The sequence below is a fragment of the Geodermatophilus bullaregiensis genome, assembly GCF_016907675.1.
Lineage (GTDB): Bacteria > Actinomycetota > Actinomycetes > Mycobacteriales > Geodermatophilaceae > Geodermatophilus > Geodermatophilus bullaregiensis.
Genome location: NZ_JAFBCJ010000001.1, coordinates 1,488,740 through 1,514,442, shown reverse-complemented (window position 1 = coordinate 1,514,442; position 25,703 = coordinate 1,488,740). Strand labels below are relative to the sequence as shown.

The window sequence follows — 25,703 nt, the reverse complement described above, 5'->3', positions numbered from 1 at the left end:
CGGGACGGCGCCCCGGCACACGGCCTCTCCCGACCCCGGCCGTCCGGTCGCCTCCCGCGCCCGGCGCTCCGGCCCCCGCGTCCCGTCTCGCCGGTCCGGGGTCGGGTCCACGGTGGTGGGTGCCCGGGGAGGTGTCAACGGCCGACGCCGCGGCCTCCCCGCGGCGTTCGCGACCGTGCCCGCCGGCCCCCGGCGGTCCCGACCGGCCGGTCGTCCCGCGCGACTACCCTGGCCTCGGTGACCGGGCGGTCATCCAGGGGAGACCGTCCGGGGCGCGGCCCGGTGAGCGGTGGTGAGGAGAGCAGGTGACGTACCTCGACCACGCGGCCACCACGCCGGTGCTGCCCGAGGCCCTGGCCGCCATGACCGAGCAGATGGGCCGGGTCGGCAACGCCTCGTCGCTGCACGCCGGCGGCCGCGCCGCGCGCCGGTCGGCCGAGCAGGCCCGCGAGCGGCTGGCCGAGGCGCTGGGCGCCCGACCGTCGGAGGTCCTGTTCACCGGTGGCGGCACCGAGAGCGACAACCTCGCGGTCAAGGGCCTGTACTGGGCCCGGCGGGAGGCCGACCCGCGCCGGCGGCGGCTCGTCGTCAGCCCTGCCGAGCACCACGCCGTCCTCGACAGCGCCCAGTGGCTGGCCGAGCACGAGGGTGCGGAGGTGACCTGGCTGCGGCCGGAGACCACCGGCCGGATCACCCCGGCGGCACTGGCCGACGCGCTCGGCGACGGGTCCGACGTCGCGGTGGCCAGCGTCATGTGGGCCAACAACGAGATCGGCACGGTCAGCGACGTCGCGGCGCTGGCGGAGGTGGCCCACGCCGTCGGCGTGCCGCTGCACACCGACGCCGTGCAGGCCGTCGGCCAGGTGCCGGTGGACTTCGCCGCCAGCGGCGTCGACGCGCTGACCATGACCGGGCACAAGCTCGGCGGTCCCATGGGCGCGGGCGCGCTGCTGCTGCGGCGGAACGCGGAGTGCACGCCGCTGCTGCACGGCGGCGGGCAGGAGCGCGACGTCCGCTCCGGCACCCTCGACGTGCCGGCCATCGTGGGCCTGGCGGTCGCGGCCGGTGCCGCCGTCGCCGGGCGTGGCGAGCAGGCCGTCCGGCTGGCCGCACTGCGCGACCGGCTGGTCGCCGGAGTGCTCGAGCAGGTGCCCGACGCCCAGCTCAACGGCCCCCCGCTGGGCGACGTCGTCGCCGGTGGCCCCGGCCGGCTGCCCGGCAACGCCCATCTGTCCTTCCCCGGCGCCGAGGGCGACGCGCTGCTCATGCTGCTCGACGCCCGCGGCATCGAGTGCTCGACCGGCTCGGCCTGCAGCGCCGGGGTGGCTCGCCCCAGCCACGTGCTCACCGCCGTGGGCGCCGACACCGCCCGGGCGCGCAGCTCGCTGCGCTTCAGCCTGGGCTCGACGAGCACCGGCGCCGACGTCGACGCGCTGCTGGCCGTGATCGGCCCGGTCGTGGAGCGGGCCCGCCGCGCCGGGCTGGGGCGCCGATGAGGCTGCTGGCCGCGATGAGCGGGGGAGTGGACTCGGCGGTGGCCGCGGCGCTGGCGGTCGACGCCGGGCACGACGTCACCGGCGTCCACCTGGCGCTCTCGCCCGACCGGCAGACCCTGCGCAGCGGTGCCCGCGGCTGCTGCAGCGTCGAGGACGCCCACGACGCCCGCCGGGTCGCCGACGAGCTCGGCATCCCGTTCTACGTCTGGGACCTCGCCGAGCGGTTCACCGAGGACGTCGTCGACGACTTCGTGGCCGAGTACGCGGCCGGCCGCACGCCCAACCCGTGCCTGCGCTGCAACGAGCGGATCAAGTTCACCGCGGTCCTCGACCGGGCGCTGGCGCTGGGCTTCGACGCCGTCGTCACCGGGCACCACGCGCGGCTGGCCGGCGGGCAGCTGCGCCGGTCGGTCGACGCGGCCAAGGACCAGTCCTACGTCCTCGGCGTCCTCACCGCCGGCCAGCTGGCCGGGGCGCTGTTCCCACTGGGGTCGATGACCAAGGAGCGGGTGCGCGCGATCGCCGCCGAGCGCGGGTTCGCGGTGGCCACCAAGCCCGACTCGCACGACATCTGCTTCATCCCCGACGGCGACACCCGCGGCTTCCTCACCCGCCGGCTGGGCGCGCGCCCGGGGCCGGTGGTCGACGCCGCCACGGGCGCCACCGTGGGCACGCACGAGGGCACCCACGGCTTCACCGTCGGGCAGCGGCGCGGCCTGGGCCTCGCGGTGGGCGACCAGCGGCCGCGCTTCGTGCTCTCGATCGAGCCGGTCACCCGCACGGTGACGGTCGGGACGGCGGAGCTGACCGGGGTCGACGTCGTCCGCACCGGTCCGCCCACCTGGACCGGCGCGGCACCGGCGCTGCCGCTGCGCGCCGAGGTCCAGCTGCGCGCGCACGCCGCCGCCGTCGCCTGCGAGGTGACCGCCGGTGCGGACGGCGGGCTGGTGCTCGCGCTCGCCACGACGCAGCGCGGGGTGGCTCCCGGGCAGTCGGCCGTCCTCTACGCGCCCGACCCGGTGCGCGGCGACCTGGTGCTCGGCCAGGCGCCGGTCGCCGTCCCCTAGCCGTTCCTCCTCCGTCACCGGGCGGACCTGGTGCCGGACTGGTCCCTCACCTAACGTGTGCGACGAGCCACTCCCCGGGCACACCCGTCGCTCGGCTCACGACCGCCGGTCCCGGCGGACAGGTCCCGCACGTCCTCGGAGGACTCCTTGCGCAGAACGCGCCTCACCCTGGCCGCCGCCGCCGCGGTGGCCACCTCGGCCGGGCTTCTGGCCGCCCCGTCCGTGGCCTCGGCCGCGCCCGAGGACGTGACGGTCCAGCTGCTGGCCATGAACGACTTCCACGGCCGCATCACGCCGCAGACCGGCGCGGACGGGGCGCTGGCGACCTCGCCCGGCCCGGACGGGACCTACGGCAACGCCGACGACGTCATCGTCCCGGTGGGCGGGGCGGCCCACGTCGCCGCCACCGTGCAGCGGCTGGAGACGACGTTCCGCGAGACCACGCAGGGCCCGGCCGACTCCTTCTTCGTCGGCGCCGGCGACCTGGTCAGTGCCTCGCCGTTCGAGTCCAGCGTCTTCAAGGACGAGCCGACCATCGAGGCCCTGAACGCCATGGGGCTGGACGTGTCCTCCGTGGGGAACCACGAGTTCGACCGGGGCACGGAGGAGCTGCGGCGCATCTCGGCCGCCACCGACGGCACGTACACCGACGACGTCGAGGCCTGCGAGGGCATCACCCCGGGCGTCGACGGCTGCTTCGGCGAGGGCGAGCACGCCTTCGAGGGCGCCGAGTTCCCCTACCTGGCCGCCAACGTCGTCTCCCGCGAGACCGGCGAGCCGATGCTCCCGCCGTACCAGGTCCTCCGGACCCCGGCCGGCCAGCGGATCGCGCTCATCGGCGTGGTCACCGAGAGCACCCCGACGATCGTCTCGCCGACCGGCGTCACCGACGTGACGTTCACCGACGAGGCCGAGGCGGTCAACCGCTGGGTGCCCGAGCTGCAGCGCCAGGGCATCGAGGCGATCGGCGTGCTGGTCCACGAGGGCGGGACGGTCACGGACCCCAACGCCGCGCCGACGGCCGACAACTGCACCGGCCTGACCGGCCCGATCGTCGACATCAACGCCCGCACGTCAGCGGCGGTCGACCTGATCGTCAGCGCGCACACCCACAACGCGTACAACTGCCGGCTGGCCGACCCCGACGGCACCCCGCGGCTGGTCACCCAGGCCGGCTTCTACGGCCGCCTGGTCACCGACATCCGGCTGCCCGTCGACCGGGCCACCGGTGACGTCGACCGCGGTTCCGCCGCGTACGCGGCCACCAACGTGCCGGTGACGCGCGAGGCCGCCGACCCCGGGGTGCAGTCGATCGTCGACTACTGGAACGCCCGCGCCGCGGGACCGGGCAACACGGTCGTCGGCACGGTCACCGGCGACCTGCTGCGCGCCCGCAACGGCACCGCCGTGGTCCGCAACGACGAGTCCGTGCTCGGCACCTTCGTGGCCAACGCCCAGCTGGCCGTCGCCCGCACCCGCCCGGAGCTCGGCGACCCCGTCGTCGCCTTCATGAACCCCGGCGGGCTCCGGACCGACATCACCGCCGGTGAGGTGACGTTCCGCGAGCTGTTCGACGTCCAGCCGTTCAGCAACACGGTGAACACGCTCACGCTGACCGGCGCGGCCATCGACGACGTCCTCGAGCAGCAGTTCCGCGGTGCGACCAACACCACCGACCTCGTGCTCTCGACCTCGGACGGCTTCCGCTACGAGTACGACCGCAGCCGTCCGGAGGGTGACCGGGTGTTCGACTGCTCGATCACCGTCGACGGCACGCCGGTGAGCCCGACCGGCACCTACCGGGTCGCGGCGAACTCGTTCCTCGCCGGCGGCGGTGACGCGTTCACCGCCTTCCGGACCGGGACCGACCAGGTCACCGGGCCGGTCGACGTGGACACCTCGGTCGAGTACCTCCGCGCCAACACCCCGCTGACGCCGCCCACGGGCGACCACGCGATCCCGGTGACCACGCCGAGCTGCTCGGGCTGACCCCTCGGGACCACGGCGGCGGCGGTACTACCGTCGCCGCCGTGGCCTCCCCGACCGACCCGACGCACGCCGACGACCGCACCGACCCGGGGCCGGCCCCCGCACCGTGGGGCCCGGCCTCGGGCGTCGGGTCCCTGCCCGGCACCGACCCGGCCGAGGCGCTGCGCGTCGTCCTCGGCGAGCTGCCCGGCATGCCGCACCTGCCCGAGCTGCCCGCGCGCGGCGCCGGCGCGGACCTGATCGGCCGCAGTGCCGCGCTCCTGGTCGACCTCGCCGTCGACCTGACCCCCGCGGGCTGGCGGCTGGTGCCCCGCGGCGGCGTCGACCTGCGCCGCGCCCAGGAGTTCCTCGCCCGCGACCTCGACGTCCTGCACGACGTCGCCGGGACCCACCGCGGCCCGTTCAAGGTGCAGGCCGCCGGGCCCTGGACGCTGGCCGCCGGGCTGGAGCGCGAGCGCGGTGAGCGGGCCGTCGTCGACCCCGGTGCCCGCCGCGACCTCGGCCAGTCGCTGGCCGAGGGGATCGGCGCGCACGTCGCCGAGGTCGCCGCGCGCGTGCCGGGCGCGCAGGTGGTCGTGCAGCTCGACGAGCCGTCGCTGCCCGGAGTCCTGCAGGGGTCGCTGCCCACGGTGAGCGGGTTCGGCCGGCTCTCCGCGGTGGAGGCGTCCGTGGTGGAGTCCGAGCTGGCCGCCGTGGTCGCCGCGGTGCCCGGGCCGGTCGTCGTCCACTGCTGCGCGCACCGGGCGCCGCTGGACCTGGTGCGCGCCGCCGGCGCGGACGCGCTGTCGTTCGACCTCGGCCTGGTGCAGGACCTCGACGCCCTCGGTGCCGCCGTCGAGGCCGGCACCCACCTGCTCGTCGGCGTCGCCCCCGGCACCGACGCGACCCTGCCCGCGCCCGCGGCGACCGCCTCCCGGCTGCGGGCGTGGTGGCGCGAGCTCGGCTTCCCCGCCGACGCGCTGCACGAGGCCGTCACGCTGACCCCGGCCTGCGGGCTGGCCGGGGCCACCCCGGCCTACGCCCGCGCGGCGATGACCCACGTCCGCGAGGCGGCGCGGTACCTCGTCCCGGAGTGATCACGAACGGGTGAGCGCGGCAGGTGTGCTGTCGTGCCCGGCGGATACGGTCGACGACGTGAGCACGGACGCCGCCACGGACGAGGACACCCCGCAGGTCGCCGCCACCGTCGAGCGGGAGGACATCACCGAGGTCCCCGACGCCGCGCGCACCCGTCACCGCGACCTGTCCGAGGAGCTCGACCGCTACGCGTTCGCCTACTACGTGCAGGACGCGCCGCTGGTCAGCGACGGCCAGTACGACGAGCGCATGGCCGAGCTCAGGGCCCTGGAGGCCGAGCACCCGGCGCTGCTCACGCCCGACTCGCCGAGCCAGAAGGTCAACGGCGGGTTCACCGCCACCTTCGCGCCGGTCGCCCACCTCGAGCGGATGCAGAGCCTGGACAACGTCTTCGACGGCGACGAGCTCTCCGCCTGGGCGATCCGGGTGGTGCGCGACGCCGGGAACGGGATCGCCTGGCTGTGCGAGCTGAAGGTCGACGGCGTCGCCGTGGCGCTGGTCTACGAGCGCGGCCGGCTGGTGCGCGCGGCCACCCGCGGCGACGGGACGACGGGGGAGGACGTCACCGCCAACGTCCGCACCATGGACGACGTCCCGCAGCACCTCACCGGGGACGACGTCCCCGAGCTGCTCGAGGTCCGCGGCGAGATCTACTTCCCGATCGAGGGGTTCGCCGACGTCAACGCCGGCATGGTGGAGCAGGGCAAGCCCCCGTTCGCCAACCCGCGCAACGCCGCGGCCGGCTCGCTGCGGCAGAAGGACCCGCGGGTGACGGCGTCGCGGCCGCTGCGGCTGGTCGTGCACGGCCTGGGCGCGCGGCGTGGCTTCGAGCCGGCCCGCCAGTCGGAGGCCTACGAGCGACTGCGCGGGCTCGGCCTGCCGGTGAGCAGCCGCTACGAGGTGGTCGACGACCTCGAGGCGGTACGGGCCTACATCGAGCGCTTCCGCGAGCAGCGGCACTCGGTGGAGCACGAGATCGACGGCGTCGTCGTCAAGGTCGACCAGGTGTCCCTGCAGCGGCGGCTGGGCTCGACCGCGCGGGCGCCGCGGTGGGCGATCGCCTTCAAGTACCCGCCGGAGGAGGCCACCACCAGGCTGCTCGACATCCGGGTCAACGTGGGCCGCACCGGCCGGGTGACCCCCTTCGGCTACATGGAGCCGGTCAAGGTCGCCGGCTCCACCGTGCAGCTGGCCACGCTGCACAACGCGAGCGAGGTCGAGCGCAAGGGCGTGCTCATCGGCGACACCGTCGTCGTCCGCAAGGCCGGCGACGTCATCCCGGAGATCCTCGGCCCGGTGGCCGCCGCCCGCGACGGCTCCGAGCGCCCCTTCGTGATGCCCACGCACTGCCCCGAGTGCGGCACCGAGCTGCGGCACGAGAGGGAGGGCGACGCCGACATCCGCTGCCCGAACGCGCGCTCGTGCCCCGCGCAGCTGCGGGAGCGGGTGTTCCACGTCGCCGGCCGCGGGGCCTTCGACGTCGAGGCGCTGGGGTACGAGACGGCGATCGCGCTGCTGCAGGCCCACCTGATCGAGGACGAGGGCGACCTGTTCTCCCTCGGCGAGGACGCGCTGTCGCGCTCGCCGTTCTTCACGAGGAAGAAGGACGCCGGGCTGACGGCCAACGCCCACAAGCTCCTGGCCAACCTGCAGCACCGCAAGGACGTCCCGCTGTGGCGGGTGCTGGTGGCGCTGTCGATCCGGCACGTCGGCCCGACCGCCGCGCAGGCGCTGGCCCGCGACTTCCGCTCCCTGGACCGCATCGCCACGGCGTCGGAGGAGGAGCTGGCCGCCGCCGACGGGGTCGGCCCCACGATCGCCCGCTCGGTCCGCGACTGGTTCGCCGTCGACTGGCACCGCGAGGTCGTGGAGAAGTGGCGCCGGGCCGGTGTGCGGCTGGCCGACGCCGGCGAGGACGCCCCGCCCGGACCGCTCACCGGGGTCACCGTGGTCATCACCGGGTCGCTGCGCGACCTGTCCCGTGACCAGGCCATCGCCGCGGTGCAGGAGCGCGGCGGCAAGGTCACCGGCTCGGTCTCGAAGAAGACCGGCTTCGTGGTGGTCGGCGCCGACCCCGGCAGCAAGTACGACAAGGCCGTGCAGGCCAAGGCGCCGATCCTGGACGACGACGGCCTGCGGGTGCTGCTCGACGAGGGTCCCGACGCGGCCCGCGCGGTCGCCACGATCGGTGACGGGAGCGAGCCGGCGGAGCCCGCCCCGTCGGGTGCCGAGCCGGCCGCGGACGGGGAGCAGCCCGTGAAGGCGACGCGGCCGAGGGGCCGGCGGAAGGAGGCCGAGCCGGGAGGGTCCGAGCCGGAGGAGGCCGGGCCGGCGGAGAGCGGGTCCGCGCAGGGGTGAGGCCGCTCGTCGCCCCCGGGGGCCCGGCGGCCGCTCAGACCGGCGGCAGGTGGGCGACGCTGGCCGCGATGCCGGTGAGGTGGGTCAGCCGCAGCAGCTCCGAGCGGCGGTAGGCCGGCCCGCCGGAGCGGCCGAGCACCACCGCCGTGCCGGGGTCGCCGAAGGGCGCGGCCATCATCTCGATCGCCATCTCCCGCCAGCGCTCGGGCAGCCAGTCGTCCTCGCTGGGCAGCAGCCGCGGCGTGGACAGCGGCAGCCACGGCAGGTGCACCCCGTCGAAGGTCGGCGCGGCGTCGGAGGCGGCCAGCACCTCGCACCCGCCGCCGTCGGCCGCCTGCAGCACCGCCGCCCAGCCGCTGTGGAAGACCCTGGGCAGCTCGGCGGCCAGCAGCTTCACCGCCAGGGTGGGCGGGGGATCCGTGGCGGCGCGGGCCAGCGCCTCCAGCAGGTCGAGCTCGCGGTGGGTGTCCAGCGGACCGGCGAAGGGCCGCAGCGCCTCCACCTGCACGCCCGGCACCGCCTGGACGACGGTGATCAGGCTGTCGGGCAGCCGGTCCCGCGGGAGCTCGACCACGACGTCGTCGACGGCGACGCCGCCGCCGCGCTCGAGCACGTCGACCGAGACGATGTCGATGCCCGCGGTGCCCAGCGCGGTCGCCACCGCGCCGAGCAGGCCGGGACGGTCGGGCACGACCAGCCGCAGGAGATAGGACACGGGGTTCCTCCGCAGACGACGTCGAGGTGCAGCCCGATCCTCGTCGATCGCGTGGCGGGAGCAGCTTCCCCCATGCGGGCCTCCCGGGTCGAGCCGCCGTCCCGCCCGGACCGGTGCGGCGACCGGCCCACGTACAGTGGCCGGGTTGCGTCCCTGGCGCCGGCCGGCGCCGACGACAGGAGTCCCGCCCCAGCATGAGCACCGAGCCCACCCCCGAAGCCGGCGTGCACCCGGCCCTCGACCGCCAGGACATCGCGCACCTCGCGCGGCTGGCCCGGCTGGCCGTCACCGACGAGGAGCTCGACCGCTTCGCCGGCCAGCTGGGGGCGGTGCTCGACGCGGTGGCCCAGGTGCAGCGCGCCGACGTCGACGACGTCGCCCCCACGACGCACGCCGTCCCGCTGACCAACGTGGTGCGGCCCGACGTCACCCGCCCCAGCCTCCCGCGCGACGTCGTCCTGGCCGGTGCCCCCGCCGCCGAGGACGACCGCTTCCGCGTGCCGCGCATCCTCGGGGAGGAGGCGTGAGCGACCTCACCGCGCTGACCGTCGCCGAGCTCCAGCGGGCACTGGCCGACGGCGAGACCTCCGCCGCCGAGGTCACCCGGGCCCACCTCGACCGCATCGCGACCGAGGACGGCGCGCTCGGCGCCTACCTGCACGTCGACCACGAGGGCGCGCTCCGGCGGGCCGGCGAGGTCGACGCCGCCGGCACCGCGGGCACCGGCCTGGCCGGCGTCCCCGTGGCGCTCAAGGACGTCGTCGTCACCGAGGGCGTGCCCACCACCAGCGGCTCGCGGATCCTCGAGGGCTGGCGTCCGCCGTACGACGCCACGGTCGCGCGCAGGCTGAAGGACGCCGGCACGGTGCTCCTCGGCAAGACCAACATGGACGAGTTCGCGATGGGCTCCTCCACCGAGAACTCCGCCTACCGGCCGACCCGCAACCCGTGGGACCACGACCGGGTCCCCGGCGGGTCCTCCGGCGGGTCGAGCGCCGCGGTCGCCGGCCGGCTGGCCCCGTTCGCCCTGGGCACCGACACCGGCGGCTCGATCCGCCAGCCCGCGGCGCTCACCGGCCTGGTCGGTCACAAGCCCACCTACGGGTCGGTGTCGCGCTACGGCCTGATCGCCTTCTCCTCGAGCCTCGACCAGGCCGGCCCGATGGCCCGCACGGTGCTGGACGCCGCGCTGGTGCACGAGGCGATCGGCGGGCACGACCCGTGCGACTCCACGAGCATCGACGCGCCGGTGCCCACGCTGGTGCAGGCCGCCCGGCGGGGTGCCGGCGGCGACCTGTCCGGGCTGCGGGTCGGCGTCGTCCGCGAGCTCGGCGGCGAGGGCTCCCGCGAGGGCTACGAGCAGGGCGTGCTCGACCGGTTCACCGAGGCCGTCGCGCTGCTGCAGGCCGCCGGCGCCGAGGTCCGCGAGGTGTCCTGCCCGTCGTTCGGGCTGGCGCTGCCGGCGTACTACCTCATCGCCCCGAGCGAGGCGTCGTCCAACCTGGCCCGCTTCGAGGGGATGCGCTTCGGCATCCGCGTCGGCGACGACGGCAGCCGCGACGTCGACGACGTCATGGCGCTCACCCGCGAGCAGGGCTTCGGCGCCGAGGTGAAGCGGCGCATCATCCTCGGCACCTACGCGCTGTCGGCCGGCTACTACGACGCCTACTACGGTCAGGCACAGAAGGTCCGCACGCTGATCAACCGCGACTTCGCCGCCGCCTTCGACGACGTCGACGTGCTGGTCAGCCCGACCAGCCCGACCGTCGCCTGGCCGATCGGCGCCCGCGTCGACGACCCGCTGGCCATGTACGCCGCCGACCTGTGCACGCTGCCGGCCAGCCTCGCCGGCGTCCCGGCCACCTCGGTGCCCTGCGGGCTGTCCGAGGGCCTGCCGGTGGGGCTGCAGGTGATGGCGCCGGCGCTGGCCGACGACCGCTGCTACCGCGTCGCGGCCGCCGTCGAGGCGGCGCTGGGCAGCCCGCTCACCGACCAGCTCGGCGCCCGGACGGGGAGTGCCGCGTGAACGGAGCACTCAAGGCCGCCTGGGGCCTGGTCGCGTTCGTGGTCCTGGCCGGGCTGGTGCTCTGGCTGACCACGGGACGCGCCGTCTTCGCCGTCTTCATCGTCCTGGGCGTGCTGACCGGCCTCGGTGCCTGGGTCACCGGCCGCAGCACCGCCCCGAAGGGAGATCCCCGCCCGTGAGCGAGACCCTCGTCGAGTTCGACGACGTCCTCACCCGTTACGAGCCGGTCATCGGCCTGGAGACCCACGTCGAGCTGGGCACCGCGTCGAAGATGTTCTGCGGCTGCGCCACGACCTTCGGCGCGGAGCCCAACACGCAGACCTGCCCGGTGTGCCTCGGCCTGCCGGGGTCGCTGCCGGTGGCCAACGCCGCCGCCGTCGAGTCGACCATCCGGATCGGCCTGGCCCTGGGCTGCCGGATCGCCGGCTGGTCGCGCTTCGCCCGGAAGAACTACTTCTACCCGGACATCCCCAAGGGCTTCCAGGTCAGCCAGTACGACGAGCCGCTGTGCACCGCCGGCCACCTCGACGTCGAGGTCGACGGGAAGACCTACCGCGTGGAGATCGAGCGGGTGCACCTCGAGGAGGACACCGGCAAGAACCTGCACGTCGGCGGGGCCACCGGCCGCATCCACGGCGCCGACCACTCGCTGGTCGACTTCAACCGGGCCGGTATCCCCCTGGTCGAGATCGTCACCCGGCCCGTGGCCGGCGCCGGCGAGAAGGCCCCCGAGGTCGCCCGGGCCTACGTCACCGAGCTGCGCGACGTGATCCAGACCCTCGGCGCCTCGGACGTCCGGATGGAGCAGGGCAGCCTGCGCTGCGACGTGAACCTCTCGCTCAACCCGGTGGGCGCCCTGGAGTGGGGGACCCGCACCGAGACCAAGAACGTCAACTCGCTGCGGTCGGTGGAGCGCGCCGTCCGCTACGAGATGCGCCGGCAGGCCGCCGTCCTGGACGCCGGCGGCCGGGTGGTGCAGGAGACCCGCCACTTCCACGAGGACACCGGCAGCACGTCGTCCGGCCGCAGCAAGGAGGAGGCGACCGACTACCGGTACTTCCCGGAGCCCGACCTCGTGCCGCTGGCCCCCGACACCGCGTGGGTGGAGGAGCTGGCCGCCGGGCTGCCCGAGCTGCCTGCCGCCCGCCGCGCGCGGCTGCAGGAGGAGTGGGGCCTGCCGGCCACCGAGATGACCTGGCTGGTCAACGCCGGGGCGCTCGGGCTGGTCGAGCGGACCGTGGCCGCCGGCGCCTCCCCGGCCGACGCCCGCAAGTGGTGGCTGGGCGAGCTGGCCCGCCGGGCCAACGACGCCGGCGTCGAGCTCGCCGACCTCGCGGTCACCCCCGCGCAGGTGGCCGAGCTGACCGCGCTGGTCGCCGAGGGGACCGTCAACGACAAGCTCGCCCGGCAGGCGCTCGACGGCGTGCTCGCCGGCGAGGGCGACCCGCGGGCGGTCGTGCGGTCCCGCGGCCTGGCGGTCATGGGGGAGTCCGACGAGCTCGTGGCCGCGGTCGACGCCGCCATCGCCGGGGCCCCCGACGTCGTCGCCAAGGTGCAGGGCGGCAAGGTGCAGGCCCTCGGTGCACTCGTGGGCGCGGTCATGAAGGCCACCCGCGGCCAGGCCGACGCGGCCACCGTCAAGCGCATGCTCGAGGAGCGCGTCCTCGTCGGCTGACCGGGCGCCGCTCGTGGCCCCGTTCGGGTGCGCTGCGGGCTCGTTCCGTGCCCTGCGGGCCGTATCGTGCCCGCAGAGCACGGGACGAGCCCGTGGAGCGGGCCACAGCGGTGTGCCGGTCGGTCGGCGGCCGTGGCCTCCGGCGCCGGCGGTGGTGTGCGCTGAGGGCTCGTCCGGGAGACCGAGATGCGCCGTGGGCGCACATCGCTGCAGGTCACGCCGCCCACCGTGGTCAGCTGACCGGCACCAGCGCCCGCCGGCGTGCGAGCCCGGGCCAGCACCTGGCAACCGACGCGCACACCGCTGTCAGACCGGGCTGGCGCCGGTGGCCGACGGCGGGAGGATGCGCAGCACCTTGTCGTCGTCCTCGGCGGGGGTGCCGATGCCGTCCCGGTTCGACGTCGTCACCCACAACCCGCCCTCGGCGTCGAGGACGACGGTGCGCAGCCGGCCGTAGCGCCCGGCGATGAGCTCGGTCGGCTCCTCGGGGACGCCGCCGGCCTCGGTCTGGACGACGTACACGCGCTGGCCGTCGAGGGCGCCGAGGAAGACGGTGCCCCCGGCGGCCGCGCAGCCACCGAGCCCGCCCTCGGCGTCGGGCACCTCGAACAGCGGGGCGGTGCTGTCGGGTCCCGCCGCCGGCCAGCCGTGGTCGCTGTCCCGGAGGACGACGTTGAGCTCGTCGGGCCCGGCGGTGGACTCGTCGACCGCGAACAGGGCGGCCGTCTGGTCGAGGGCCGGGCACAGCGCCGTCACGTCGGCGTGCCCGCGGCTGTACACGGGCCCGGCGCCGACCGGCTGGCCGAAGACGTCGACGTGCAGCACCTTGCCGGCCAGCGACGCCGGGTCCTGCGCCAGCGCCGGGTCGCCGGTGTCCCCGGTGCCGACGTAGAGGGTCCCGTCGGGGGCGAACGCCAGACCGCCGCCGTTGTGCACCTCACCGCGCGGGATGCCGGTGAGCACCGGGTTGGGGGTGCCGCCGAGGGGGAAGCGGACGACGCGGTTGTCGGTCGGCGTCGACACGTAGGCGTAGTAGAGGCCGTCCTCGTCGAACGTGGGGGACAGGGCCAGGCCCAGCAGCCCGCCGTCGCCCGCCGTGTCGACGCCGGGGACGGTCATCAGCTCCTGGGCCGGCGAGCGGTCGGGGAAGACCTGCAGCAGCCGGCCGGTCTCCCGCTCGCCGACCACGGCGGTGCCGTCGGGCAGCACGACCAGCCCGGTGGGCACGGTCAGCCCGGTGGCGACGACGTTCGGGTCACCGGGGCCGGTCCCGGAGTTCGGGTCGGCGGGGTCGCCGGGACCGGGCGCCGGGGCGGACTCGGTCGGCGGCCCGACCTCCGGGGGCGGGCCCTCGGGCAGGGGCCGGAAGGGCCCGGCGGGCTCGTAGCCGTCGTCCCCGCACCCGGCCAGGACCAGCGTGAGGGCCACCGTGCACGCGGCGGCACCGCGCCGACCCCGCTGCCGCCTCACCCGCTCCACAGTACGGGCGCACGGGCCCGCGGCGGGTGTCCGCAGGGCAGGGACACGGCGCCCCACAGGGGCCCGCTGCGGGCCCGGGAGCGGCGGGGGCCGGGGGTCCTCCTAGGGTCGCCGGACATGGCCGCAGCCGCACCCACCGTCCCGGGCACCGCCGTCGCCGGACCCGACGAGACGCTGACCGTCCTCGTCCCCACCCGGTCGATGGCCACCGCCGCCGAGGCGCTCTCCCCGCGGGTGCGCGCGTTCCCCGTCGCCCCGGACGACGGTCCGCCCACCGGGGACGCCGCCCGGGCCCAGGTGTGGGTGCCGCCCAGCGGCGGGGCCAGGCCGTCGCCGGACCTGCTCGCCGCGCTGCCCCGGCTGCGGCTGGTGCAGCTGGTCAGCGCCGGGGCCGAGCGCTTCGTCGGCCGGCTGCCGGAGGGCGTCGTGCTGTGCAACGCCCGCGGCGCGCACACACCGTCGACGGCGGAGTGGGTGGTGGCCGCGACCCTGGCCGCCCAGCGGGGCCTGCCCGACCTGGTCCGCGAGCAGGACGCCGGGCGCTGGACGCCGGGCACGTACTCCTCGCTGGTCGGGGCGCGGGTGCTGGTGGTCGGCGCCGGGGACATCGGCCGCCGGGTGGGCCGCATGATGGCCGGCTTCGACGTCGAGCTGACCTACGTGGCCCGCAGCGCGCGCGACGGCGTGCACGCCATCGACGAGCTGCCGCGGCTGCTCCCGGACGCCGACGTCGTGGTCGTCGTCGTCCCGGTGACCGACGAGACCACCGGCCTGGTCGACGCCGCGTTCCTCGCCGCGATGCGGGACGGCGCACTGCTGGTCAACGCCGCCCGCGGGGTCGTCGTCGACACCGGCGCGCTGCTGGCCGAGCTCACCGCCGGCCGGCTGCGGGCCGCCCTCGACGTCACCGACCCCGAGCCGCTGCCCGAGGGGCACCCGCTGTGGTCGGCGCCCGGCCTGCTGCTCACCCCGCACGTGGCCGGCGCGGTCCCCGACAGCGACGCCCGGGCGGAGGCCGCCGTCCTCGACCAGCTGCGGCGGGTGCTGGCGGGGGACCCGCTGGTCAACGTGGTGGCCGCGTACTGAACGCCTGGGACCATGGGGAGCCGTGGCTGCCCTCGCACGCATGCGGCTGAGCCGGGTCGCGCTGGTCCCCGTCGTCGTCCTCGCCGTCTGCGTGCTGCCCTTCGCGGCGGCCGCCCCCTGGGCCGCGGTCGTCCTGCTGCTCCCGCTGCTCGCCGCGGCCTGGGTGCTGCGGGTCGGGGTCGACGTCGACGAGGGCGGCATCACCGCCCACTCGCTGCTGCGGCCGCGGCGGGTGGCCTGGGACGACCTGGCCGGCATCCGCATCGACCGCGACGCCCGGCTGCGGCTGGTGACCACCGCCGGCGGGGAGGTGCCGCTGCCCGTGCTGCGGGCGCGCGACCTCCCGCGGCTGGCCGCGCTGTCGGGCGGGCGGATCGACGCCCCCTGACGCTCACCCCGCCAGGGCGGTGAGCCGCTGCGCCGCGTCGCTGCCCTCGACCGCGGTGTAGACGACCAGCTGCAGCCCGGGCGCGTCGGACGGCGTCAGCTGGTGGTGCTCGAGCAGCAGGGTGCCGACCTCGGGGTGCTCGAACCGGCGCTCGGCGGAGCTGAACCGGTCGACGTCGTGGCTGGCCCACCCGGCCCGGAAGTGCGGGCTGGCCGCCTCGAGCCGGGCGACGAGGTCCACGACGCCCGGGTCGGCCAGCCGCGGGCCGACCTCCGCCCGGAACTGGGTGAGGAAGCGCCGGCTGTCACCCGCCCAGTCGGCGAGCAGCCGGCGGACGGCCGGGTCGGTGAAGACCAGCCAGAGGAGGTTGCGCTCGCCGGCGGGGACGGCGGCCACCCCGGGGTAGAGCCGCTCGTAGGCCCGGTTCCACCCGGCGATGGACCAGTCCGCGGTGATCGCGTAGGCGGGGGAGGGACCGAGCGCGTCGAGCAGGCGCTGCACGTGCCCCGGCATCCCGTCGGCCGAGCCGGCCGCGGTGGCGCCGCCGTGCCCGGCCAGCCGCAGCACGTACTCGTGCTCGGCCGGCGACATCCGCAGGGTGCGGGCCAGCGCGTCGACCACCTGCCGCGACGGCCGGATGTCGCGGCCCTGCTCCAGCCACGTGTACCAGGTGTGGCTCACGCCGGACAGCAGCGCCACCTCCTCGCGGCGCAGCCCCGGCGTCCGCCGCGCGCCGCCGGCGGGCAGCCCGGCGACCCGGGGGTCGACCTGACGGCGGCGCGAGCGCAGGAACTCGGCCAGCTCACGGCGGGCGGTGGCGGACACGGGCTGCTCCGGGATCGGTGGTGGTGCCGGTACCAGTATCGGCGGCGCCTCGGCACGGGGCGCCGTCCGGCCTACGCTCGGGCCTCGTGACGACCGTCGAGGAACCCCGCACCACCGCCGACGTCAAGCCCCGCAGTCGCGAGGTGACCGACGGCATCACCAAGGCCCCGGCGCGGGCGATGCTGCGCGCGGTGGGCATGGGCGACGACGACTGGGACAAGCCGCAGATCGGCGTCGCGTCGTCCTGGAACGAGATCACCCCCTGCAACCTCTCCCTGGACCGGCTGGCCAAGCGGGCCAAGGAGGGCGTGCACGCCGCCGGCGGCTTCCCGCTGGAGTTCGGCACCATCTCCGTCTCCGACGGCATCTCCATGGGCCACGAGGGCATGCGCGCCTCGCTGGTCTCCCGCGAGGTGATCGCCGACTCGGTGGAGACCGTGATGTTCGCCGAGCGGCTCGACGGCTCGGTGCTGCTGGCGGGCTGTGACAAGTCGCTGCCCGGCATGCTCATGGCCGCCGCCCGGCTCGACCTGGCCAGCGTCTTCCTCTACTCGGGCTCCACGATGCCCGGGAGGCTCGGGGACCGGGACCTGACGATCATCGACGTGTTCGAGGGCGTCGGCGCCTGCGCCCGCGGGCTGATCACCCGCGACGAGCTCGACGCGATCGAGAAGGCCGCCTGCCCCGGGCAGGGGTCGTGCGGCGGCATGTACACGGCCAACACCATGGCCAGCGTCGCCGAGGCGCTCGGCATGGCCCTGCCGGGCAGCGCCGCCCCGCCCGCCCCGGACAGCCGCCGCGACGCCTTCGCGGTGGCGTCCGGCGAGGCCGTGGTCAACCTGCTCCGGCAGGGCATCACCGCGCGGCAGATCATGACCCGCGAGGCGTTCGAGAACGCGATCACCGTGGTCATGGCGCTGGGCGGCTCGACCAACGCCGTCCTGCACCTGATGGCGATCGCGCACGAGGCGCAGGTGGACCTCACGCTCGAGGACTTCAACCGCATCGGCGACCGCACGCCGCACCTGGCCGACGTCAAGCCGTTCGGCCGGTACGTGATGACCGACGTCGACCGCATCGGTGGCGTCCCGGTCGTGCTGCGGGCGCTGCTCGACGCCGGTCTGCTGCACGGCGACGTGCTCACCGTCACCGGCAGGACGATGGCCGAGAACCTCGCCGAGATCGCCCCGCCGGACCCCGACGGCACGATCATCCACGCGATGGACCGGCCGATCCACCGCACCGGCGGGCTGGTCGTCCTGCGTGGCTCGCTGTCGCCCGACGGCGCCGTGGTGAAGTCGGCCGGTTTCGACGCCGAGGTCTTCGAGGGCACCGCCCGGGTCTTCGACGGCGAGCAGGGCGCCATGGACGCGGTCACCGAGGGCACGCTGAACCCGGGCGACGTCGTCGTCATCCGCTACGAGGGGCCCAGGGGCGGACCCGGGATGCGCGAGATGCTCGCCGTCACCGGCGCCATCAAGGGCGCGGGCCTCGGCAAGGACGTCCTGCTGCTCACCGACGGCCGCTTCTCCGGCGGCACGACCGGGCTGTGCATCGGGCACGTGGCGCCGGAGGCCACCGACGGCGGCCCGATCGCCCTGGTGCAGGACGGCGACCGGATCCGGCTGGACCTCTCGACCCGCACGCTGGACCTGCTGGTCGACGACGACGAGCTGGCCCGCCGCCGGCAGGACTGGGCGCCGCTGCCCCCGCGCTACACCACCGGGGTGCTCGGCAAGTACGCCAAGCTCGTCGGCTCGGCGGCCCGGGGCGCCATCTGCACGTGAGGGCGTGCCCCTGACGACGCCCGGCGGGCTCCCCCCGATGGGGTGAGGGGAGCCCGCCGCGTCTGCGGTCGGCCACCCGGGCTGCCGACACCCCGGGTGTGGACAGGCGGAACAGGTGGCTGCTGGCGTGTGCCGTGCCGGCCGCAGTGGCGTGCGGGGTGGCCGCCGTCGTCCCGGTCCTGGACCCGGTCGGGGAGGTCGTCACCGCCCTCGCCGGGCTGGTCACCTCCGTCGTCCTCTGGCTGAGCAGCCGCTCGGCCGACCCCGGCGAGCGCCCGTGGCGGCTGCTCGCCGTCGCCCCGCTGCTCCCGGTCGCCGGGTCCCTGGTCAGCTCCCTCGCGGAGCCCGGCTCGGTCCTCGAGGCCGTGGTGCTGCGCTGGCTGCCGACCGTGCCCGCCTACGTCGTCGCCGTCGTCGCGCTGCTCGGCATGGTCGGGCGCACCGGCCTGCGGCGGACCTGCCGGCGGACGCTGCTCGAGCTCGCGCTCTTCGGCGTCGCCGCGCTCGTCGTCATGCAGGTGCTGCTCGTCGGCCCGGGCAACAGCTGGACGACGCTGTCGCCGGGGGCCCAGCTGGTCCTCGGCGCCGCCGTCCTCGCCACCTCGGCCACGATGGCCGCCGGCCTCACCGTGCTCGGCGCCGTCGAGGCGCACCGCCAGCGCATGGCCGTGGCCCTGCTCAGCGGCCTCGTGGCGCTGTGCGTCGGCCGCGGCACCGGCACGTCGGCCACGCTGCTGGGCGCCCACGACGCCGTCCCGGTCGCCCGGGTGGCCGTCGTCGTCGGGCTGGCGCTGCTGGTGCTGGCCCGCTTCCTCGATCCCGGCCGCCGTCCGGCGACCCCGGCCGACGCCGGCAGCGAACGTGCCGAGCAGCTGCGCTCGGTGCTCCCGCAGCTCGCGCTGGTCGTCGTCGTGGGCACCGTCGTCGTCCCCCCGGCGCTGGGGACGGCGCCGACGCTCGTGACCCTCGCCGGTGCGCTGCTGTGCGTGGGACTCTCGGCCACCCACCGCTGGGTCGGGGCCCGCGAGGACCACCTCCGCGGCGCCCGGCTGCGCCGCGACGAGGCCTACTTCCGCAGCCTCGCCTCCTCCACCCGCGAGGCCGTGCTGGTCCTCGACGGCCGGCTGCGCGTCGGCTGGGCCTCGCCGGCGCTGGCCGCGCTCCTGGGCAGCACGCCGGCCGGGCTCGCCGGCCGCGACCTGCTGGGCGCGACCCCCGGTGACGGCGCGGCCGGGACCGTCGACGCCGAGGACGCCGCGGAGCTCCGGCGGGTCCTCGGCTCCGGCGCCGCCACCGACACCGGCCTGCTGACCCTGCACGTGCGCGACGCCGCCGGAGAGCGGCGCTGCCTGGAGGCCAGCGTCTCCGACCTGCGCGGCGACGCCGCGGTCGGCTCGGTCGTCCTGCACTGCCGCGACGTGACCGGGCGGGAGGCCCGCGAGCGGGCGCTCGCCGAGGTCGCCTTCACCGACACCCTCACCGGCCTGCCCAACCGGGCCGGCTGGGACACCGCGCTGGCTAGGGCCGCCGGCCGCGCCGGCGCCGACCCGGACGAGACGCTGCTGGTCATCGAGGTCTCCGGGCTGGCCGAGGTCCGGGAGCACGCCGGCCGCGAGGTGGTGGCCGACGTCCTGGTCGAGCTCGGCCGGCGACTGCGCGAGACCGTGCGCGGCGACGAGGTCGTCGCCCGGATCGCCGGGGGCGCCTTCGGCGTGCTGGGCGCGGGCGACGGCGACACCGCCGACCGGCTCGCCGACCGGTGCCTGGCCGTCCTCGAGCGGCCCGTGAGCACCTCCGCGGGGGTCTTCGACCTCACCGCCGACGTCGGCGTCGTCGTCGTCGAGCGCGGCCTGACCGTCGCCGACCTCACCGCCCGCGCCGAGCTCGCCGTCTCCGCCGCCCGCGCCGGCGGACGGTCCCGCGCCACCCGCTGGACGCCGACCCTGGGCGCGGCCGCCGCCCGCCGCGACCGGCTGCGCGGGGACCTGCCCGGCGCCGCCGAGCGCGGCGAGCTGTGGCTGGCGTTCCAGCCGGTCGTGTCCATGGACGAGCAGCGGGTCACCGGCGTCGAGGCCCTGCTGCGCTGGCGGCACCCAGAGCTCGGCGACGTCCCCCCGCGGGAGTTCGTGCCGATCGCCGAGCGCGCCGGCGTGATCGGCGAGCTGCAGCGCTGGGCACTGCGGGAGGCCACCGCGGCCGCCGTCGCGCTGCCCGAGCCCGGTGGCGTGCCGCTGCAGCTCGGCGTCAACATCTCGGCCTCGCACGTGGCCGCCCGGACCCTGGTCGACGACGTCGCCACGGCGCTCACGACCTCGGGGCTGGCCCCGCAGCGGCTCGTCCTGGAGGTCACCGAGGCGACCGTGCAGGACGACGGCGAGTTCGTGGTCACCGACATCCAGGCGCTGCGGCTCATGGGCGTGCACGTGGCGCTCGACGACTTCGGCGCCGGGACCTCGTCGCTGGTGCACCTGACCCGCCTGCCGATCGACGTCCTCAAGCTCGACAGCACCTTCGTCTCCCGCGTCGACCGCGACGGGAGGAGCCGCGCGCTCTGCCAGGCGGTCGTGACCGTCGGCCGGGCGCTGGGCCTCGACGTCGTCGCCGAGGGCGTGGAGACCCCCGCCCAGCTCGGCGCGCTGCGCGGCCTGGGCCTGGGCTTCGCGCAGGGCTTCCTGCTGTCCCGGCCGCTGCCGCTGGCCGAGCTCCTGCGCGTCCTCGACGAGGGCGCCGGCGCCCTGTGGCCGGGTCTGGTCGGCCTGTCGCCCGACGCGTTCGGGTCGGTGGGCGGGACCCCGGACGTCGAGGCGGTGCGCGGTGCCTGAGACGGCGACCGGGTCCGCCGGCGCACGGCTGGTCGGTCCCGGCGCGGTCGTGGGGGTGCTGTCCCTGCTGGTGCTGCTCGGCTCCGGCACCACCGCCCTGCAGCTGACCGGCGCACCCGGGTCGGCGGTGCTCGTCCCCGCGGCCCTGGCGCTGGCCTCCGGCGCCGGCGCCGCCGTCCTCGCCCGCTGCGCCACCCGCCTCCCCGGCCGTCCCGGCCGCCCCTGGCGGGCGCTGTCGCTGGCCGCCGGCCTGCTGGCGCTCGGGCAGGTGCTGGCCGTCGCCCGCCCGCACCGCGACATGTCCACCGGCGGCATCGAGGACCTCCCCACCCTGCTCGCCGTCCCGGTGGCCGTCGCGGTCGCCGTCCTGCTGCTGCCCCCGCGGGCCGGCCGGCGGGTCGGCTCGCGGGTGCTGCTCGACGGCGCCCTGCTCACCGTCGGGGTCGCGCTGCTCGGCAGCGTGGTCCTCGACGAGCTCCTCGCCCGGATCGCCGGACCCGGCCAGGGGCTCATCGCCGCCGGCTACCCCCTCGTCGGCGCGGTCCTCTGCGGCGTCGGCCTGGTCACCGTCACCGCGGTGACCGAGGCGCGCCGCCGCTCGGCGACCTGGCTGCTGGCCTCCTTCGTCGCCATGGCCACCGTGGCGCTCGGCGGTGCGCTCGGCCGCGCGTCGGCCACCGACGGTCCGCTGTGGGACGTGGTCACCGTCCTCGCCTGGCTCACCATGCTCGGCACCGGCCTGTGTGCCGCCGCGGCCGACCGGTCGGGCGAGCTGCCCGGCGGCCGGCGCGCCCTGCCGCTGCGCGGCGCGGTGCTCGCCTGCGGGACGTCGACCGCCGCCCTGCTCGCCGTCACCGCCGGCGTGCTCACCGGCCGCCCCGTGACCGCCCCGGAGGCCGCCGCGGCCACGTTCCTGCTGCTGCTGACGTCGGCGCGCACGCTGTCCTGGGCCCTGGACGCCGCGCGGCTCACCCGGCGCCTGGAGCGGACCGAGGGGTGGTTCCGCGCGCTGGTGCACAGCGGCGACGCCGTCACCGTCGTCCTCGACGCCGCCGGCCGCGTGACGTCGGTGTCCGGTCCGGTCGCCGACCAGCTCGGCCGGACCGAGGAGGACCTCCTCGGTGCCGCGCTCGTGACGCTGCTGCACGCCGACGACCGCGACCTCGTCGAGCGGGTCGCCGCGGCACTGCGCGACGGGGCTCCCGACGGCCTGCCGGCCACCGGCCGGCTGCGCAGCACCGACGGCGGGTGGCGCGACGTCGAGGTCTCCGGCGCGGCCCGCACCGGCAGCCGCCGGTCCGACGACGGGCTGGTGCTGCACCTGCGCGACGTGACCGAGCGCCGGGCCGGGCAGCGCGAGCTGGAGCGGCTGGCCTACACCGACTCCCTGACCGGGCTGCCCAACCGCGCCCGGTTCATGGCGGCGCTGGAGGGCGCTCTCGACCGGGCCGCCCGCGGCCGGCGGGCCTGCGTGCTGCTGGTGGACCTCGACGGGTTCAAGGCGGTCAACGACGTGGCCGGCCACGACGCCGGTGACCGGCTGCTGTGCGAGGTGGCCGACGCGCTGCGCGCCGAGGCGCGGTCGGGTGACCTGGTCGCCCGCCTCGGCGGGGACGAGTTCGCCCTCGTCGTCGACGCCGGGCCCGACGAGGCGATGGCGCTGGCCGAGCGGCTGGTCGCGACGCTGGACCGCACCCGCCGCCACGGCGGCACGCCGGGCGACCACGAGAGCGGCCCGCTGCTGCGGGTGTCGGCCAGCGTCGGGCTGGCCGAGGTGGTCGCCGGGATCGACGCCTCGGCCACCGTCCGCGAGGCCGACCTGGCGCTGCGCACCGTCAAGGCGCAGGGCAAGAACGGCGTCCGGGCATCGGGGGAGGGCCTGGTCGAGGAGTCGGCGCGGCGCAGCCGCCTGGCCCGCGACTTGCCGGGCGCGATCGCCGAGGGCCGGCTGCGGCTGGTGCACCAGCCGGTGGTCGGCGTCGCCGAGCGGCGCGTGCTCGGGGTGGAGGCGCTGGTCCGCTGGGACCACCCGGTCCTCGGTCCGGTCTCGCCCGAGGAGTTCATCGGCCTGGCCGAGGACGACGGCCTGATCGTGCCGCTGCAGCGCTGGGTGCTCGAGACGGCGACCGCCGAGCACGCCCGCCTGGTGGACACCGGCCGCGACCTGCGGCTCGGCGTGAACATCTCCGTGCGGCACCTGCAGGCGCGCTGCCTGGTCCAGGACGTCGTCCGGGCGCTGGAGCGCTCCGGCCTCCCGGCGCACCTGCTGATGGTCGAGGTCACCGAGAGCGTGCTCATGGACGACGACGAGCGCCTGCTCGCCGAGCTCGCGGAGCTCTCGGCGCTCGGCTGCGTGGTCTCCCTCGACGACTTCGGCAAGGGCTACTCGTCGCTGGCCTACCTGGCCCGGCTGCCCGTGGACGTGCTCAAGCTCGACCGCGGCTTCGTGTCCGGCATCGACACCGACCCCCGCGGGGCCGCGCTGGTCGGCAGCGTCGTCGACCTCGGCCGCACGCTCGGCATGGACGTCGTCGCCGAGGGCGTGGAGACCCCCGCCCAGCGCGAGGTGCTCGTGGGCCTGGGCTGCACCTTCCTGCAGGGCTGGCTCACCGGCCGTCCCGTGCCGGCCGCCGACCTGCCCGCGGTGATCGACGGCTTCGACCCGGCACTGCTCGGCCACCCGACGGTGGCGCCGCTGCCCGTCCCATGGAACGGCTGACGCGTTCCACTGCGTGGGACGGTGTGGTTGACGTCGCGGCGGCGGGAGCGCACAGTGTTGCCGTGCCCTCCGCCTGCCTGCTCCTCGTAGTCGCCTAGCGCGCCGGTCGCCCGACCGACGCGCTACACCCCTCTGTGCCCGCGGCACGAGGGGTTTTTTGTTGCCGCTCCCACCGCGACACGAGCAGACACCCGCAGCGCACGACCACCTGCACGACCGGCCCAGGAGACTCACCGCCATGACCACCACCCCGAGCGAGTCCGCCACCCGAGAGGCCGCCGCGGCCCTCACCGGCGTCGAGACCACGGCCCGCTCGATCGCCGAGTCCGCCGCCGAGCCCGCCACCGGCATCACCGGGGCGCAGAGCCTGGTCCGGTCGCTGGAGGCCGTCGGCGTCGAGGTCGTCTTCGGCATCCCGGGCGGGGCGATCCTGCCGGCCTACGACCCGCTGTTCGACTCGCACGTGCGGCACGTCCTCGTCCGCCACGAGCAGGGTGCCGGGCACGCGGCCACGGGGTACGCGCAGGCCACCGGCCGGGTCGGCGTCTGCATGGCCACCTCCGGCCCGGGCGCGACCAACCTGGTCACCCCGCTGGCCGACGCCTACATGGACTCGGTCCCGATGGTCGCCATCACCGGCCAGGTGCCCAGCCACGCGATCGGGACCGACGCCTTCCAGGAGGCCGACATCCGCGGCATCACGATGCCGATCACCAAGCACAACTTCCTCGTGACCGACGCCGCGGAGATCCCCCAGCGCATCGCCGAGGCGTTCCACCTGGCCGCGACCGGCCGGCCCGGCCCCGTCCTGGTCGACATCTCCAAGGACGCCCTGCAGGCCACCACCGACTTCACCTGGCCGCCGCGGATGGAGCTGCCCGGCTACAAGCCGACCACCCGCCCGCACGGCAAGCAGGTCCGGGAGGCGGCCGCGCTGGTCGCCGCCGCCCGCCGTCCGGTGCTCTACGTCGGCGGCGGGGTCCTCAAGGCCGGTGCCACGGCCGAGCTGGCCGAGCTGGCCGAGCTGACCGGGGCGCCCGTCGTCACCACGCTCATGGCCCGCGGCGCCTTCCCCGACAGCCACCCGCAGAACCTCGGCATGCCGGGCATGCACGGCAACGTCACCGCGGTGACCGCGCTGCAGAAGTCCGACCTGCTGGTCGCCCTCGGCGCCCGCTTCGACGACCGCGTCACCGGTGAGCTGTCGTCGTTCGCCCCGGGCGCGCTGGTCGTGCACGCCGACATCGACCCGGCCGAGATCGGCAAGAACCGCAAGGCCGACGTGCCGATCGTGGGCGATGCCAAGGAGACGATCGCCGAGCTGGTCACCGCGCTGCAGGCCGAGCACCGGGCCGGCCGCACGCCCGACCTCACCGCCTGGTGGGCGCAGCTCGACGACTGGCGGTCGCGCTACCCGCTCGGCTACGAGTGGCCCGACGACGGCTCGCTGTCCCCGCAGTACGTCATCGAGCGGCTGGGGGCGATCGCCGGACCCGACGCGATCTACGCCTCCGGCGTCGGCCAGCACCAGATGTGGGCCGCGCAGTTCATCCGGTACGAGAAGCCGGGCACCTGGCTCAACAGCGGCGGCCTCGGGACGATGGGCTACGCCGTCCCCGCCGCGATGGGCGCCAAGTACGGCCGCCCGGACACCACCGTCTGGGCGATCGACGGAGACGGCTGCTTCCAGATGACCAACCAGGAGCTGGCCACCTGCGCCATCGAGGGCATCCCGGTGAAGGTCGCCGTCATCAACAACGGCAACCTCGGCATGGTCCGGCAGTGGCAGACCCTCTTCTACGAGGGCCGCTACTCCAACACCAAGCTGCACGCGCAGAACCCCGACGGGACGCCCAAGCCGGTGCGCATCCCCGACTTCGTGACGCTGGCCGAGGCGCTGGGCTGCGTCGGGTTGCGCTGCGAGTCCAGGGAGGACGTCGACGCCGTCATCGAGAAGGCGATGGCGATCACCGACGCCCCGGTGGTCATCGACTTCGTGGTCGGTGCCGACGCCCAGGTGTGGCCGATGGTCGCCGCGGGCGCCAGCAACGACGACATCCTGGCCGCGCGCGACCTGCGCCCGGTCTTCGGCGACAACCAGGTCTGAGGGAGGACCCCTCCCTCTCCACCACCTCGCTCCGCTCGGCGGCGGGCCCCCGGGAGGGGGCCGCCCCGGTGCCGCTCGGCACGGAAA

Annotated in this window: 18 protein-coding genes; 15 read left to right on the top strand and 3 right to left on the bottom strand. The window is 76.2% G+C overall.

The genetic code is table 11. The features are described 5' to 3' along the window. Positions 1 to 305: 305 nt before the first annotated feature. From JOD57_RS07025 to ligA, 5 genes are all read left to right on the top strand, one after another. On the top strand, positions 306 to 1,496 hold the full coding sequence (locus JOD57_RS07025) for a cysteine desulfurase family protein (protein ID WP_204691223.1): 1,191 nt from the start codon (positions 306 to 308) through the stop codon (positions 1,494 to 1,496). Then, on the top strand, positions 1,493 to 2,563 hold the full coding sequence (mnmA, locus tag JOD57_RS07020; protein ID WP_204691222.1) for a tRNA 2-thiouridine(34) synthase MnmA: 1,071 nt from the start codon (positions 1,493 to 1,495) through the stop codon (positions 2,561 to 2,563). The genes JOD57_RS07025 and mnmA overlap by 4 nt, the downstream gene beginning before the upstream one ends. Before the next feature lie 147 nt (positions 2,564 to 2,710). Continuing rightward, positions 2,711 to 4,552 carry a bifunctional metallophosphatase/5'-nucleotidase gene (locus tag JOD57_RS07015; RefSeq protein WP_204691221.1) on the top strand — a complete coding sequence of 614 codons (1,842 nt, stop codon included), beginning with the start codon at positions 2,711 to 2,713 and terminating at the stop codon, positions 4,550 to 4,552. 41 nt (positions 4,553 to 4,593) lie between these two features. Beyond that, positions 4,594 to 5,628, top strand: a complete 1,035-nt coding sequence (locus tag JOD57_RS07010) for a methionine synthase (protein WP_204691220.1) — start codon at positions 4,594 to 4,596, stop codon at positions 5,626 to 5,628. A 58-nt stretch (positions 5,629 to 5,686) separates the two neighbouring features. Then, positions 5,687 to 7,987 carry an NAD-dependent DNA ligase LigA gene (ligA, locus tag JOD57_RS07005; RefSeq protein WP_204691219.1) on the top strand — a complete coding sequence of 767 codons (2,301 nt, stop codon included), beginning with the start codon at positions 5,687 to 5,689 and terminating at the stop codon, positions 7,985 to 7,987. A 34-nt stretch (positions 7,988 to 8,021) separates the two neighbouring features. On the opposite strand, the gene JOD57_RS07000 is transcribed toward ligA, so the two are convergent. Beyond that, positions 8,022 to 8,702, bottom strand: coding sequence for an ACT domain-containing protein (locus tag JOD57_RS07000; RefSeq protein ID WP_204691218.1), 681 nt, complete (start codon positions 8,700 to 8,702; stop codon positions 8,022 to 8,024). A gap of 194 nt (positions 8,703 to 8,896) precedes the next feature. Here JOD57_RS07000 and gatC point away from each other — a divergent pair, with 194 nt between their 5' ends. From gatC to gatB, 4 genes are read left to right on the top strand one after another with little or no spacing between them, the layout of a single operon-like run. Further along, positions 8,897 to 9,229, top strand: coding sequence for an Asp-tRNA(Asn)/Glu-tRNA(Gln) amidotransferase subunit GatC (gene gatC / locus JOD57_RS06995; protein WP_204691217.1), 333 nt, complete (start codon positions 8,897 to 8,899; stop codon positions 9,227 to 9,229). Then, positions 9,226 to 10,728, top strand: coding sequence for an Asp-tRNA(Asn)/Glu-tRNA(Gln) amidotransferase subunit GatA (gatA, locus tag JOD57_RS06990; RefSeq protein WP_204691216.1), 1,503 nt, complete (start codon positions 9,226 to 9,228; stop codon positions 10,726 to 10,728). The genes gatC and gatA overlap by 4 nt, the downstream gene beginning before the upstream one ends. Then, the gene (locus tag JOD57_RS06985; protein ID WP_204691215.1) at positions 10,725 to 10,907 is read left to right on the top strand and encodes a hypothetical protein; all 183 of its coding nucleotides are present in this window, start codon (positions 10,725 to 10,727) and stop codon (positions 10,905 to 10,907) included. The genes gatA and JOD57_RS06985 overlap by 4 nt, the downstream gene beginning before the upstream one ends. Then, entirely contained in the window at positions 10,904 to 12,403 is a 1,500-nt protein-coding gene (gatB, locus tag JOD57_RS06980) for an Asp-tRNA(Asn)/Glu-tRNA(Gln) amidotransferase subunit GatB (RefSeq protein ID WP_204691214.1), read from the top strand. The genes JOD57_RS06985 and gatB overlap by 4 nt, the downstream gene beginning before the upstream one ends. Positions 12,404 to 12,709: 306 nt before the next feature. On the opposite strand, the gene JOD57_RS06975 is transcribed toward gatB, so the two are convergent. Then, entirely contained in the window at positions 12,710 to 13,873 is a 1,164-nt protein-coding gene (locus JOD57_RS06975; RefSeq protein ID WP_204691213.1) for a PQQ-dependent sugar dehydrogenase, read from the bottom strand. A gap of 126 nt (positions 13,874 to 13,999) precedes the next feature. Between JOD57_RS06975 and JOD57_RS06970 the strand changes: the two genes are divergently transcribed. Together JOD57_RS06970 and JOD57_RS06965 are read left to right on the top strand one after the other, a co-directional pair. Continuing rightward, complete coding sequence (locus JOD57_RS06970; RefSeq protein ID WP_204691212.1) at positions 14,000 to 14,968, top strand: 2-hydroxyacid dehydrogenase; 969 nt, start codon at positions 14,000 to 14,002, stop codon at positions 14,966 to 14,968. A gap of 22 nt (positions 14,969 to 14,990) precedes the next feature. Next, the gene (locus JOD57_RS06965) at positions 14,991 to 15,356 is read left to right on the top strand and encodes a PH domain-containing protein (protein ID WP_307824529.1); all 366 of its coding nucleotides are present in this window, start codon (positions 14,991 to 14,993) and stop codon (positions 15,354 to 15,356) included. A gap of 3 nt (positions 15,357 to 15,359) precedes the next feature. Here JOD57_RS06965 and JOD57_RS06960 read toward each other — a convergent pair whose 3' ends face one another. Continuing rightward, positions 15,360 to 16,181 (bottom strand): helix-turn-helix transcriptional regulator, encoded by an 822-nt coding sequence (locus JOD57_RS06960; protein WP_204691211.1) that lies wholly within the window; start codon positions 16,179 to 16,181, stop codon positions 15,360 to 15,362. Between the two features lie 86 nt (positions 16,182 to 16,267). On the opposite strand from JOD57_RS06960, the gene ilvD reads away from it, so the two are divergent. The 4 genes from ilvD to JOD57_RS06940 all read left to right on the top strand — a co-directional run bounded on the left by ilvD (position 16,268) and on the right by JOD57_RS06940 (position 25,616). Then, a complete protein-coding gene (gene ilvD / locus JOD57_RS06955) occupies positions 16,268 to 17,968 on the top strand; it encodes a dihydroxy-acid dehydratase (RefSeq protein WP_204691210.1) in 1,701 nt (566 codons plus the stop codon). 134 nt (positions 17,969 to 18,102) lie between these two features. Beyond that, positions 18,103 to 20,790, top strand: coding sequence for a putative bifunctional diguanylate cyclase/phosphodiesterase (locus JOD57_RS06950; protein WP_204691209.1), 2,688 nt, complete (start codon positions 18,103 to 18,105; stop codon positions 20,788 to 20,790). Beyond that, positions 20,783 to 23,509, top strand: a complete 2,727-nt coding sequence (locus JOD57_RS06945; RefSeq protein ID WP_204691208.1) for a putative bifunctional diguanylate cyclase/phosphodiesterase — start codon at positions 20,783 to 20,785, stop codon at positions 23,507 to 23,509. Before JOD57_RS06950 ends, JOD57_RS06945 begins: the two co-directional genes overlap by 8 nt. 238 nt (positions 23,510 to 23,747) lie before the next feature. Next, positions 23,748 to 25,616 (top strand): acetolactate synthase large subunit, encoded by a 1,869-nt coding sequence (locus tag JOD57_RS06940; RefSeq protein WP_204691207.1) that lies wholly within the window; start codon positions 23,748 to 23,750, stop codon positions 25,614 to 25,616. Positions 25,617 to 25,703: the final 87 nt, after the last annotated feature.

Bases quoted from the DNA above. Each gene is read 5' to 3' on its own strand.
- mnmA (WP_204691222.1), top strand. From the start codon at position 1,493: ATGAGGCTGCTGGCCGCGATGAGCGGGGGAGTGGACTCGGCGGTGGCC.
- JOD57_RS06970 (WP_204691212.1), top strand. From the start codon at position 14,000: ATGGCCGCAGCCGCACCCACCGTCCCGGGCACCGCCGTCGCCGGACCC.
- gatC (WP_204691217.1), top strand. From the start codon at position 8,897: ATGAGCACCGAGCCCACCCCCGAAGCCGGCGTGCACCCGGCCCTCGAC.
- JOD57_RS06940 (WP_204691207.1), top strand. From the start codon at position 23,748: ATGACCACCACCCCGAGCGAGTCCGCCACCCGAGAGGCCGCCGCGGCC.